A 12,485-nucleotide genomic window follows, 5' to 3' on the forward strand; every position below is an offset into this window, starting at 1 on the left:
TCACCTTGGCCTGGGATTATCCGGATCCATTTACTTGCGCGCTATCGCCGCGCGCCGACGACATCGACGGTCTGAACCACACCAACAACGCCGTCTACGTGCGCTGGTGCGAACAGATTGGCTGGGCCCACTCGGAAAAGCTGGGCCTGGGCTTGGGCGACTACCAGCGCCTCGACCGCGCCATGGCGATCCGGCGCGGCGAATACGATTATCTGTTGCCGACCTTTGACGGCGAGGCGCTGACCCTGGCCACCTGGCTGGTGGCGGGCGACGGCAAGATCGCGATGGAGCGCCGCTTCCAACTGATCAGGGAGCACGACCAGGTCACGGTGCTGCGCGGGCGCTGGGATCTGGTCTGCATCGAGATCAGCACCGGCCGGGTGCGCCGCATGCCGCCAGAATTCCTCGCGGCCTACATGGCGCAAGTGGTGCGGGTGGCGGTTCCCCGAACCGGCGATCCGCTACAATAATGCCGGGATATCCCCCGATCAAATTCTTCGATCAACCGGTGAATTTGGCCATGTCAAAACGACTCTTCCTCTCGCTGTCGTCGTTGGGCCAAGCGCGCGAGCGCCCCCGGGAGGTTTGTGCCGGGGGCTCCGTCAACGCTATGCCTGCTCGATTTCCCACGAATAGCGGATCTTGGTCCAGACCGGCGCATGGCCGCTGTCGGCCGCGCGCGGTCCGAATTTGCAGCGCGATCCCCCGGCCAGCGAGGCCTTGTCCAATTTCGACGAGCCGCTCGATTTGAGAATCTTCGCATCCAAAATATTGCCGTCGGGCTCGACCAGGAATGCGAGTTCCACATCGCCTTGCACATCGTCGTTGACCCATGCCGACGCATACTCGGGGGTCGGGCAACTGGCCGACAGCTTGGCGGCGTGGGCCGGCGTGGCGATGGTTGCGGCCAACAAGGCGGCAGCGGCAAAAACAGGTTTGATAGCAGTCATGATAACTCCCAATGTTATTAAATTGAATTAACCCGGCGCCGGCTGCGGGTGCAGTCCTGATCGCCCTTAATTCAATATACTGCGCTGCACAATTCGCCGTGATTTTTAGTTCGCATGGTCGATCTGCGCGCCGACTATATCTGAAAACACGCACCAATAATGGTCGCGCGGCCGCGCGTTCGGCGCCCCGCTTTCCCGAAAAGGGTGCGCGTTTTTGCCGATGCGCGAGATAATGCGGCGCGCGCGCGGCAAAACGCACCAACAAGGCCGCCGGCGCGATCGACAAAAAATTTGTTGCAAATTCGTCGCGCGGACCCGATCGACCGATCCGGGGCCTGCGCCGGCACCAGGGAGTATTAGATGCACGAGCAAGACGAGGCAACATTCAGCCAAACCACGCCGCTGGGCGTGGTTGTCGGCACGGTCCACCGCTACCCGATCCGGATCGCGGCCCAATTCCATGTGCCGTACGAAGGCGCCAACAGCGCCGTCAGCGGCGAATTTCCCGGCGGTTTCGCCCCGTCCTACGGTTCCGGCCTGTCCTTCAAAGGCACCAACGCGGGCGGCGAGCGCGAATTCTATTGCCTCACCGATCGCGGGCCCAACGGGGCGGGGCCGTTCCTGCCGTCGCTCGACGGTCCGGGCACGAGCGGCAGCCAGATTTTCCCGTCGCCCAGTTTTGCGCCGGCCATCGGCGTGATCACGCTGGGCGCGGCCGGTGCCGCCCTCAGCGCGAGCCTGCCGATCCGCGTGTCGGCGCAGGTGCGCGCGTCCGGCCTGCCGATCCCGTTCGGCGCGGCCGGCAGCGTGCCCGAGATCCCCGTGCTCGACGCCATGCGCTACGACGCCGCCGGCAAAGCCGCGTTCAGCGCGCACGGGCTCGATACCGAGGCGCTCGCGTTCGACGGCAGGCGCCAGGCGCTGTGGTCGGCCGACGAGTATGGCCCGTTCATCGTCCGGCTCGATCCGCTGACCGGCATCATCGTCAACAAGTACGGGCCCGGCGCCGGCCTGCCGCCGGTGCTGGCCAAGCGCCGCGCCAACCGCGGCTTCGAAGGCATGGCGTTCGACCATGGCAGCGACAAGCTGCACGCCTTTTTGCAAAGCCCGCTGGCCGACGGCGACCACTGGCACGCGGCGAGCAACCAGGCGCAGCCGGTCGAACGCTACGCGCGTTTCACGCGCTGGATCGAATTCGATCCGGCCAGCGGCAGCACCAGCCGGATGTTCGCCTATCCGCTCGACGGCGCCGACTACCACGAGGGGCGCACCGGCCACGCCAAGCTCGGCGACATGGTCGCGCTCGGCGGCGGGAAATTCGTCGTCATCGAGCAGGGCCCCGGGCCGGACGGCAACATGTTCCACCGGCTCATGCTGCTCGAACTGGCGGGGGCGAGCGACATCGCCGGCGCCGCCTTCAATCCCGACAGCGCCGACCTCGAGAAGAGCAGCCTGGGCGGCGCGCCCGTCAACGGCGCCGACTGGGCCGCCGCCGTGCCGCTGAAAAAAACCTTGCTGCTCGACCTGGACGCGCTCGGTTGGCACATGGAAAAGGCCGAGGGCCTGGCGCTGGTCGACGGCTCGACGCTGGCGCTGAGCAACGACAGCGACTTCGGCCTGCGCAGCATGGTGTTCGACGCGCTCGGCCAGGCGATCGCCGGCATCGACACCGACGCGTTCACCGTCGATGCCGGGGGCGTCACCGTGGCCGGCCTGGCCGCCGTGCTGGCGGCGCCGCATTCGTTCCGCGTGACCAAAGGCGACCCGCGCGAACGGCAGGGGCAACTGTGGCTGATCGGTTTCGACCAGCCGTTGGGCGCGTATTGAAAGCGCTGGGCGCCTATTCAAATTTGTTTCATGCAGGCGATATCCATTCAAGAATGTATAAGCATCAATTATTGCTATTTATTATGTTTGAAGAATATGATGTCGGATTGGCGGGCACGGGTTCGCATTGCAGAGGAAATACAGATGAAACTGGTTCAAATCCTGGCGCTGTCCGGCCTGATGGCGATTGCGCCTGTTTTCGCCGCGGCGCCGGCGGCGCCGGTCGCCGCGGCCGCACCCAGCGCCGCCCAGATCAGCGCGATGCAGGGCCTGATGGCCGCCATGCAAACCGAGAAAATGATGCGCACGACGGCCGGCATGAGCCGCTACTCGAGCGAAAAGCATCGCCTCGAGGTGGTCGCCAAATTGGCCAAGGTGCCGCCGGCCGAGATCCACCGCCGCCTCGCGGCCCCCGTCGCGCGCTTCGTGACGACCGAAACCGCACTTGAAATGACGCGCTTCTATGCGACCCCGTACGGCCAGCGCGTGCTGTTTGCCAGCTATAACAGCGGCCCGAGCATCACCGGGCCGGGGCAATTGAAGATGTCCAAGGCCGAGGCGGCCGCGCTCAAGCGTCCCGCATACGTGCAGGCCAGCCATCTCTTGCAGCGCGCCGAACGCGCCATCAAGCGCGAGACCTTCGTGCTGCTCGGCCAAATAAGCAACGGCAAGTAGGCGCACCGGGCCCGCCGCGCCGATGCACGCCTTCGACCGGGACGGTTTCGCGCTGCTGCCGGACATACTCTCGGGGGAGGCTTGCGCGCGGCTTGCCGCCCAGGTCACCCCGGCCGCGGGCGGCTCGGGCGGCACCCGCGCGCTGCTGTCGACGCCGTGGTGCGCCGAGCTGGCGCGCATGTTGCGCCGCCATCGCGCCCTTGCCCCATACATACCGGCCGGCCATGTCGCGGTCCAATGCACCTATTTCGAGAAGACCGCCGCGCGCAACTGGCTGGTGCCGTTCCACCAGGACCTGAGCATTCCCGTGGCCGCGCGTGTGGATGACCCGGCGCTGCGCGGCTGGTCGCGCAAGGAGGAGGTCCAGTTCGTCCAGGCCCCGCCCGCGGTGCTCGCGCAAATGCTTACCGTCCGGCTGCATCTGGACGACTGCGGCAGCGACGACGGTCCCCTGCGCGTGCTCGCCGGTTCGCACCGCCAGGGCGTGATCGACGATGCCGGGGCCGCCGCGCTGCGCGCCACCCGGGACGCGCTCGCCTGCACCGCCGCGCGCGGCAGCGCGCTGGTGCTGCGGCCCTTGCTGCTGCACGCCTCGTCGAAGTCGCGCGGCGACAGCCGGCGCCGCGTGCTCCACCTCGTGTTCGGGCCGCCGGCCTTGCCGCACGGCCTGGATTGGCATTGTGCGCTGTGAGCCGCGTTCAAGGCGGGCGTTGCTTGGGCGTTGCTTGGGCGTTGCTGGGGCGTTGCTGGGGCGTTGTAAAAGCGCCTTCAAGCCCGCTGGAAAGCATTGCGGCAGTGACCTGCGGGCGCGCCTTGTGTACTATCTCGGCTACGACAACCGCACCTGCATGGAGGCAATCCTTGGATGACTTTCTCGAGATCTACGACAACGCGCTGAGCCCGGCGCAGTGCGAGATGATCATCGCCCGTTTCGGCGCCAGCGACAAGGTTGTGCGCGGCAAGACGGGGCAGGGCGTCGACACCAAAAAGAAGGACAGCTACGACATCACGATCAGCCAGCATCCCGAGTGGAACGACGTCGGCAACCTGATGATGGCCGCCGTGCAGCGCCACTTGCATGCCTATATGAACAAATACCGGATGCTGCTCGTGGGCGCGCTGTCGCCGCAGGTGGCGCATCCGGCCACGGGCGAGCCGGTCCTGCTCACGCTCGACAATTTCGACGAATGCGGCACCCCGCTCATCGACGAGCTGATGCGCACGATGTACCGCGCCGGGCAGATCAATGTGCAAAAATACCTGCGGGCGAGCGGCGGCTACCACCATTGGCATTCCGAAATCTATCCCCAGAACGCGAGCTGCGAAACCTTGCACCGCGCGCTGCTGTTCCAGTTTTACCTCAACGATGTGGCGCAGGGCGGCGAGACGGAGTTCTATTACCAGAGACGCAAAGTGGAAGCGCGCGCGGGGCGCCTGGTCATCGCGCCGGCCGGCTTCACCCATTCGCACAAGGGGCACGTCGCCACCAGCGGCGACAAATTCATCGCCACCTCGTGGATCTTGTACCAGCGCGCCGAAGTGCTGTACGGCCAAGGCTGAGGCTGAGGCTGAGGCTGAGGCTGAGGCTGAGGCTGAGGCCAAGGCCAGGCCCGGGGTCCCGGACCGGCCTCACGAGACATCCTGTTTCTCGTCCTCGGTCGGCTCGTCCTCGGTCGGCTCGTCCTCGGCCGGCTCGCCCTCGGCCGGCTCGCCCTCGGGCGCCCGGTAGTCGCGCGAATTGATGATGCCGAGGCGGCCGCCGTCGAGCATCGGCTGCACGCCCGTGTGCAGGCCCGCGATCAGGTCCTCGAGATCGGCATGCTCGGTCGGGCGCAGCGCGGCCCAGCCGTCGCGCCCGTTCTCCTTGACCCAGTACAGGGCCGCGTCGGCCAGTTCGATCATCTGCTCCCAGCCCACGCGCTGCTTCGGCGCGCGGAACAGGCCATATTCGGACAGGCCGACCGAGCAGGTGATGGGAACTTGCAGGTCCTCGCCGACGTCGAACATGCGTCCCGCCACGGTCGAACGTATGCGCTCGCCGAGCACATTGACGAAACGGCGCGGCACGGGCCTGAACACGAGCAAAAACTCCTCGCCGCCCCAGCGCACGATGTAATCGCCCACGCGCGCGAGCGAGGTGAGCACCTCGGCGAACTGTTGCAGCACGATGTCGCCGGCCTTGTGGCCGTAGGTGTCGTTGATGCGCTTGAAATGGTCGATGTCGACCAGCGCGAACAGCAGCGCGTGCTCGCTGCTGCCGGTGCGCGCGTACTCGCGGTCGTAAAAGGCCAAGTCGGCCGGCAACTGGTTCGACAGGTAGCGCCGGTTGTGCAGGCCCGTCAGCGGGTCGGTCTGGCTGGCGTGCTCGAGCTGCAAAATGGCGGTGTTGAGCTGTTGGGTGCGCTCGGCCACCAGCTCCTCGAGCCTGACGCGCTGCAGGTTGTGCAGGCGGCGCTGGCGGCGGTAGCCCGCGTACACCAGCGCGCCCAGCGACAAGGCCAGCAAGGCGTAGAACAGGCCGGTCTCGTAAAAATGCGGGCTGATCGAAAAAACCATGGCCGCCGGCGCCTCGCTCCAAACGCCGGCGTTGTTGCTGGCCTTGACCTCGAAGGTGTAGTCGCCGGCTGGCAAGTTGGTGTAGTTGACAGCGCGCGGCACCCCGGCCGGCAGCTCGCGCCAGTCGGTGTCGTAGCCGCGCAGCCTGAAGCGCACCACCACGCTTTTCGGATCCTGGAAGCTGAGCACGGTGAACTCGAAGGCCAGGTCGCGCGCGTTGTTGGCCAGGTTGAGCGCGGTGGTCGGGTCGACGTCGTGCCACTTCCCGAGATATTGCACGCGTTCGATCGCGACCTTCGGCACCACCCGGTTCTTGGTCACTCCGCCGGTGTCGAGCGTGACCACGCCGTCGCGCGTGGGCAGCCACAGGGTGCCGGCGGCGTCGATGAATCCCTTCGAGTTGCCGGCGCCGTTGCAACAGAAGGCTTGCTGGCCGCTGTGGCGGTCGCCGCGTTCGTTGAGCACCATTTCGGCGGGCACGGTCGCGATCTCGCCGCGTTGCAGGCGGCGCATGTCGGCCAGCGGCACGCGCACCAGGCCGCGCAGTCCGGCCGCCCACAGGAAGCCGTTGCCGTCCCCGGTCAAAAAGAACGGCGCGCTCGGCGGCAGGCCCTGCTTGCTGCTGAATTCGGTCCAGCGCTTGCCGTCGAACATGAAGATCTGCTCCGACAGGGTGCCGATCACCAGTTCGCCGCCGGGCAGCTCGAGCAGGGCGGTCACGTCGATGCCGGCGGGCAATCCCTGCCCGAGGCCGACCCGGGCCAGGCGTCCATCCTCGAACTCGAACAAGCCGTCCTGGGTGCCCACCAGCAGGAGGCCGTCGCGCAGCTCGCGCACCTGGCGCAGGCGCACATCGGTGAGCCCCTCGGCCTGGCCGAAGCGGGTCAGCACCTCGTCCCTGAAACGGAACAGGCCGTCGCTGGTGGGGATCCAGATGGTGCCGTCGCGCGCGCGCACGATGCCGTTGATTTGCGCCGCCGCCATGGGCGCGAACTGGGGCGGCGCCTCGACCCTGCCGTCGCGCCAGAGCACCAGGCCGCGGCGGGTGCCGATCCAGATCGTGTCGGCCTCGGCCAACAGGTTGTAGGCCTGCGGGTGCGGCAGTTTGTCGCCCGGCACCACCTGGGTGTAGCGGCCCTGGTCGAACACGCTCAAGCCGTCGTTGGTGCCGACCCAGGTGCGCCCGTCGGGGGCGCGCGCGACCGACCAGACGATCGGCTCCTGCAAGCCTTCGACCGCGCCATAGCGCCGGGTCCAGCCGTTCCACAGGCGCGCCAGGCCCTGCCACTGGCTGCCGAGCCACAGATTGTGCTCCCGGTCCTCGTACGCGGCGATCACGCCCTTGAACGCGGCCACGCTGGCCGCGGGAATGAATTCGGCCAGCAGGCCGCCGCGCATGCGCGCCAGCCCGGCATTGCTGCCCACCCACAGGTTGTCGTCGCGGTCGGCCATCAGCATGGTCGTCGGCGACTGGCTCAGCGCCGTCTCGCTGGTGGCCAGCCTCCAATGGTCGCCGTCGCGCAGGTACAGGCCGAGCGTGGTGCCGGCCCAGATCCGGCCCTGCGCGTCGGCCAGCCGGGTCACCGTGGCCGTGGCCGCCTCGGCGGGCAGCGGCAGATCCCGCCTGCCGCCCTGGTTGTCGAGGCGCACGACGGCGCCGAGGGTGCCGACCCACAGGCCGTCGGCGCGCCGCAGGATCGACTGCGCCGGCGCCGGGCCGCCCGCGCGGTGCACCAGCTTGCCGTCGACCAGGTCAAACAGGCCGTCGGTGGTGGCGGCGATCAGGCCGTCGCCGTCCTGCAGCATGGCGTGCACGTCGATGCTGGGGAAGGCGCCCGGGTCGGCCACGGGAATCCGGCTGAACTTGCCATTATGGAAGACGGCGATCCCCTTGTAGGTGCCGATCCAGATGCGCCCGCCGGTGTCGACCAGCAGCGAGCGGATCCACACGCCGGGCACCGCCGGCTCGTTGTCGGGGGTGTAGGTGGTGAAGCGCACGCCGTCGAAGCGCGCCAGTCCGGCCTGGGTGCCGACCCAGATATACCCCTGCTGGTCCTGCACGATCGCTTGCACGCTAATTTGCGGCAGGCCCTCCTGGATCGACCACGCATTTTGCACGTAGTGGTGGAACGACTTGGTCGGGTCGAGCGCCAGGGCCGGCGCGGCGGCGAGCAGCGAGGCCAAGGCGAACATGGCGAGGAGCGAGGCGAGGAGCGAGGCGAACAACGCGCGCGCGGGCGCCGCGCGTTGCGGCCGGGCGCGGCTGGCGGGCGTGGGGCGGGGGGCTGGCATGGGGTTTAGCGCCGGCCGGCGGCGCGCCGGGATGGGCGCGCGATGCCGGTCGCGGGGCGGGGCGCGGCGGCGCTATCAACTCGCGAAACGGCAATCATGGGCGCTCCCTGCCTGCGTGGAAAATGGCGTCAAGCCGGCGCGCCGGCGCGACCGGCACAACAACTTGACTCAAGCCAATTCTACGCGAGATAAAGTCCTTGTAGCCGCCTGTTCGTACCGTGTGCGGCGTCAATGGCAGGCGCCGGCGGGAAAAATGTCACAAATACCCTGTGGCAACTAATATTTCTTTTGCGCAATAGCGACAGGCGCCCGCCCGTTCGCGCGCGATGCCGGCGGGGCGCCTTCGCGATTGCCGCCCCCGCCGGCGCTGCGCGCCGGGTGGTGCCCGCGCTTGACTTAGCGGCGCACCAGCGTCATCACCGTGAAACCGTCGCCGGCGATCCCCTGGTTGACCCATTTGAGTGGCGGCCGGGCCGGGCTCGCCGTGGTCGACGGGCGCGTGTCGCGCGCGATCACGCGCAACTTGTAGCTGCCGGCGGCCAGCGCGGGCAGGGTGAAGCTGGCCTGCGCCATCTGCGAGGCGCCGGCGCCGCTCAGCGCGTTGAGGTTGAAACCGCCGAGCAAGCCGGTCCAGCTGAGCGCGCCGGCGCTGTTGACGAGTTCGACGCGCACGCTCCACGGCTCGTAGGTCGGCGCGTTGCCGTCGTTGCGCACCGTGGCGCTGAAGTTGAGCACGCCGTTCGAGACGCCGACCACGGTGCGTTCGACGCCGTAGCGGTAGCCCGCCTCGCGGCCCAGCATGCGCAGGTCCTCTTGCTCTTGCGGCGTGAGGTCGCCCCAGCGCTCGGCGTCCGGCTTGTGCAGCTGGAAGTTGCCGTTGCCGATGGTGGAGATGTGGTAGGTGGCGGCCTGCACCCGCGCCGTGGCCGGGTTGTTGAGCGGGTCGAGCGTCTGGAACGGGCAGAACTCGGCGATGAACGGGGCCTTCTTCCATTGGTTCTCGAACGGCACCCAATGGCTCGGGCGGTCGCTCCATTGCCTGAAATAGCCGTCCCGGCTCAGGCAGTCGACGCGCAGGCCGACCGGCTTGGCCGTGATGGTCTGCTCGAGCAGGCCGTAGGTGAGCGCGTCCTCGTTGCTGTATGGCACAAACATCACGTGCTGCTGGGCCGGAAACACCTCGAAGTGCATCTTCGCGTATTCGCGCTTGTTGGCCAGCGTGACCGGGGTGATGGCGGCCGGCGCGCTGGTGTACACGCTCGACTTCATGGCCCATTCGCCGTACTGGCCGAGCATGCCGACGTCGATCCAGGCGATGCTGTTGGTGACGCCGTTGCGGTCGAGTTCGGCCTTGAGCGCCTTGAGCAGTTCGCGCGAGCGGGCGATCACATGCGGGTCGTTCCAGTCGGGGATGAAGGTCTTTTCGGGATTGGCGGGGTCGTGGTCGAGCCAGAAGCCGCAGCCGCTCAGGCACAGCGGGTTGCCAACCATATAGGCCGGGGTGTACAGGCGGTTCTCGTCCTCGTAGCCGGCCATGTTGCGCAGGCGGAAGGCGAACTTGCGGCCGGCCTCCCTGGCCTTCTGGATGTCGCCCAGGATCAGGGCGAAGTTGTAGACGCCCGGGCTTGTCTCAAGTTCGCTCCAATAGTAGCGGCGGAAAGAGTCCTGCATGCCGTTGGGCACCGGCACCAGGGCCTGGTTCTGCCACAGGTGGTAGCCGCGCATCGGATTGACGGTGTCGTCGGTGGCGAGAGGCTGGAGGTTGTAGCTGGCCGTGGCCGTGGCCGAGGCGGCGTCCCAGCTGCCGGTGGGCGGGCGTGGTTTCTTGGCGGCCTGGGCGAGGCCGGCCAGCGTGGCCAGCGTGGCGAGCGTGGCGAGGGCGAGGGCGCGGCGGACGGGAAGGTGCGGCGGCGTGAAGCGGATCAAGGGCGGCGTCCTATTGTGGTTCAGCGGGGCATCGGGAGGGGGATCGCAATGCGCGTAGGAAAATGTGAATAATGAGGCAGTTCATTTGTCTTTACAAGCGACTGATGGGCTTGCTTTGCGCCCGTTCCGGGGTCAAAATTTCCTAATGGAAATGCACTTGTTTTTGCGTTAATGCGACGCGCGCCGGCGCCATAGTGGCGGGCCTTGGCGGCGCGTGGCGGGGCCCGGCGCGGCGGCCGTGGCGCGGTCTGTTGTTTTATTGCATGAGACGATGGGGGCGGGCAGCGCCGCGGTGGCGCCGGCGCGCCGCGGCGAACGTGGCGGCGCTGGCGCATGGGGTTGTGGTGTCTCGCTGTTTTTCGACTACAGAAATGCTGTCGGAATTATCAACTTGTATAGTGTGTGGATGTGAATTTTTTCAATTGACAGCTCCAGGCATCGATGTTATTTTCCTACATATTGGATTGATATAGCGCAAGAAATTCCCCGCTTTGGACGGGCGGGCCCTGGCCAGGGCAAACAATGGCAGCCACTCCGCGCGGCCGCGGCCACTTTCACCAACCTTAAAATAAAATGCAAAAAATACAAGAGACAGTACAAAAACCGCGGTTCGGCTTCTGGCAACTGTGGAATATGAGCCTCGGCTTCATGGGCATCCAGTTCGCGTTCGCGCTGCAGAACGGCAACGTCGCGCGGATCTTCCAGACCATGGGCGCCGAGCTCGACAAGATTGGCTACCTGTTGCTCGCCGCGCCGATCACCGGCCTGATCGTGCAGCCGATCGTCGGCTACATGAGCGACCGCACCTGGGGCCGCTTCGGACGCCGCCGTCCGTATTTCATCATCGGCTCGCTCTTCGCGGGCGCCGCGCTGATCGGCATGCCGCACACGACCGTGTTGTGGATCGCGGCCTTCACCTTGTGGGTCATGGACGCGGCGATCAATATTTCGATGGAGCCGTTCCGGGCCTTCGTCGGCGACTTGCTGCCGAAGGAGCAGGTGACCCAGGGTTTCGCGTTCCAGACCTTCTTCATCGGCGTTGGCGGCGTGGCCGCGTCGATCCTGCCGTACGCGTTCACCAACTGGTTCGGCGTCGCCAACACGGCGCCCGCGGGCGAGATCCCCGACTCGGTCGTCTATTCCTTCTATTGCGGCGCGGCGGCGTTCTTCTTCGCCGTGCTGTGGACCGTGCTCAAGACCAAGGAGTACTCGCCCGACGAGATGCGCATGTTCCATCCCGAGCCGGAGCTGGCCGCCGAGGCCAGGCCGTCGAGCGGCATCGTCGGCTTTTTCAAGGACTACGCGACCATGCCCAAGGTCATGGTGCAACTGTCGATCGTGCAGTTCTTCACCTGGTTCACCTGGTTCGCCATGTGGGGCTACGCCACGGCGGCCTTCACCCAGCATGTGTACGGCACCAGCGACACCACCTCCGCGCTGTACAACGAGGGTGCCAACTGGTGGGGCGTGTGCTCGTCGATCTACGCGGGCAGTTCGGCCATCTTCGCCTTCATCCTGCCCGTCATCGCCGCGCGCACCAGCCGCAAGGCGACCCATGCAATCTGCCTGGCGGTCGGCGGCCTGAGCTTCATTTCGGTCTTCTTCATCAGCAATCCAATGATGCTGGTGCTGCCATTCCTCGGCGTCGGCCTGGCGTGGGCTAGCACCCTGTCGATGCCGTACGCGGTGCTGGCGGTGACAATCCCGGCCAGGAAGATGGGCATGTACATGGGCATGTTCAACATGGCGATCGCGATCCCGCAAATTGTCGCCGGCAGCATCCTGGGCTTTTTGCTCACCAGCGTGTTCGACGGCAAGGCCATCATGATGCTCGTCGTCGGCGGGGCGTCGATGCTGATCGCCGCGGCGGCGTCGCTGTGGGTGCAGGAAGCCGAGTAATCGGCTTGCGCGCAAGACAAAAAGCCCGCTGACGCGGGCTTTTTTTCGTCGGACCCAGTCGCAAGTTTTGCGACGGCGGACGCAAACCCGTGTGCGCCAGGGCAAGCCTGGGCCGCCCGCCGTCGCCAAATGCCGCAGCGACCAAGACAAATCACCCCGCGCCGCCCCCCCAAAATTCCTATCAGCTATAAAACCCGGCGTAATTCATGCGCCACAGAAAAAGCCCGCCGCGCGCGGGCTTTCCTGCCTCTATTGCCGCGCCCGCCTTATGAGTTGCGGCAATACCTTGCCTTAAATTGCGCCCACACTTCGCTTGAAAGCCTGGTGATATTTTAACAATATTCTCGATAGGAGAAGATC

At 66.5% G+C, this 12,485-nt stretch carries 9 protein-coding genes; 6 read left to right on the plus strand and 3 right to left on the minus strand.

Features of this window, described 5'->3' with window-relative positions:
* Positions 1-5 precede the first annotated feature (5 nt).
* Complete coding sequence (locus C7C56_RS06860; RefSeq protein WP_106756714.1) at positions 6-470, plus strand: acyl-CoA thioesterase; 465 nt, start codon at positions 6-8, stop codon at positions 468-470.
* A 138-nt stretch (positions 471-608) separates the two neighbouring features.
* On the opposite strand, the gene C7C56_RS06865 is transcribed toward C7C56_RS06860, so the two are convergent.
* A complete protein-coding gene (locus tag C7C56_RS06865) occupies positions 609-950 on the minus strand; it encodes an energy transducer TonB (protein WP_106756715.1) in 342 nt (113 codons plus the stop codon).
* A gap of 360 nt (positions 951-1,310) precedes the next feature.
* On the opposite strand from C7C56_RS06865, the gene C7C56_RS06870 reads away from it, so the two are divergent.
* The 4 genes from C7C56_RS06870 (at position 1,311) to C7C56_RS06885 (ending at position 5,012) form a co-directional block, all read left to right on the plus strand.
* Positions 1,311-2,777 carry an esterase-like activity of phytase family protein gene (locus C7C56_RS06870; RefSeq protein WP_106756716.1) on the plus strand — a complete coding sequence of 489 codons (1,467 nt, stop codon included), beginning with the start codon at positions 1,311-1,313 and terminating at the stop codon, positions 2,775-2,777.
* A gap of 144 nt (positions 2,778-2,921) precedes the next feature.
* A complete protein-coding gene (locus tag C7C56_RS06875) occupies positions 2,922-3,452 on the plus strand; it encodes a hypothetical protein (protein WP_106756717.1) in 531 nt (176 codons plus the stop codon).
* 22 nt (positions 3,453-3,474) lie between these two features.
* Positions 3,475-4,143, plus strand: coding sequence for a phytanoyl-CoA dioxygenase family protein (locus C7C56_RS06880; RefSeq protein WP_106756718.1), 669 nt, complete (start codon positions 3,475-3,477; stop codon positions 4,141-4,143).
* Positions 4,144-4,313: 170 nt separating this feature from the next.
* Positions 4,314-5,012, plus strand: coding sequence for a 2OG-Fe(II) oxygenase (locus C7C56_RS06885; protein ID WP_106756719.1), 699 nt, complete (start codon positions 4,314-4,316; stop codon positions 5,010-5,012).
* A 69-nt stretch (positions 5,013-5,081) separates the two neighbouring features.
* Here C7C56_RS06885 and C7C56_RS06890 read toward each other — a convergent pair whose 3' ends face one another.
* Both C7C56_RS06890 and C7C56_RS06895 read right to left on the minus strand, forming a co-directional pair.
* Positions 5,082-8,300 carry a ligand-binding sensor domain-containing diguanylate cyclase gene (locus C7C56_RS06890; protein WP_106756720.1) on the minus strand — a complete coding sequence of 1,073 codons (3,219 nt, stop codon included), beginning with the start codon at positions 8,298-8,300 and terminating at the stop codon, positions 5,082-5,084.
* A 396-nt stretch (positions 8,301-8,696) separates the two neighbouring features.
* Positions 8,697-10,226, minus strand: coding sequence for a DUF4832 domain-containing protein (locus C7C56_RS06895; RefSeq protein WP_106756721.1), 1,530 nt, complete (start codon positions 10,224-10,226; stop codon positions 8,697-8,699).
* A 573-nt stretch (positions 10,227-10,799) separates the two neighbouring features.
* On the opposite strand from C7C56_RS06895, the gene C7C56_RS06900 reads away from it, so the two are divergent.
* Complete coding sequence (locus C7C56_RS06900) at positions 10,800-12,125, plus strand: MFS transporter (protein ID WP_229458256.1); 1,326 nt, start codon at positions 10,800-10,802, stop codon at positions 12,123-12,125.
* Positions 12,126-12,485: the final 360 nt, after the last annotated feature.

The sequence above is a fragment of the Massilia glaciei genome (assembly GCF_003011895.2).
GTDB lineage: Bacteria > Pseudomonadota > Gammaproteobacteria > Burkholderiales > Burkholderiaceae_D > Telluria_A > Telluria_A glaciei.

Bases quoted from the DNA above. Each gene is read 5' to 3' on its own strand.
- C7C56_RS06865 (WP_106756715.1), bottom strand. From the start codon at position 950: ATGACTGCTATCAAACCTGTTTTTGCCGCTGCCGCCTTGTTGGCCGCA.
- C7C56_RS06870 (WP_106756716.1), top strand. From the start codon at position 1,311: ATGCACGAGCAAGACGAGGCAACATTCAGCCAAACCACGCCGCTGGGC.
- C7C56_RS06875 (WP_106756717.1), top strand. From the start codon at position 2,922: ATGAAACTGGTTCAAATCCTGGCGCTGTCCGGCCTGATGGCGATTGCG.
- C7C56_RS06880 (WP_106756718.1), top strand. From the start codon at position 3,475: ATGCACGCCTTCGACCGGGACGGTTTCGCGCTGCTGCCGGACATACTC.
- C7C56_RS06890 (WP_106756720.1), bottom strand. From the start codon at position 8,300: ATGCCAGCCCCCCGCCCCACGCCCGCCAGCCGCGCCCGGCCGCAACGC.
- C7C56_RS06900 (WP_229458256.1), top strand. From the start codon at position 10,800: ATGCAAAAAATACAAGAGACAGTACAAAAACCGCGGTTCGGCTTCTGG.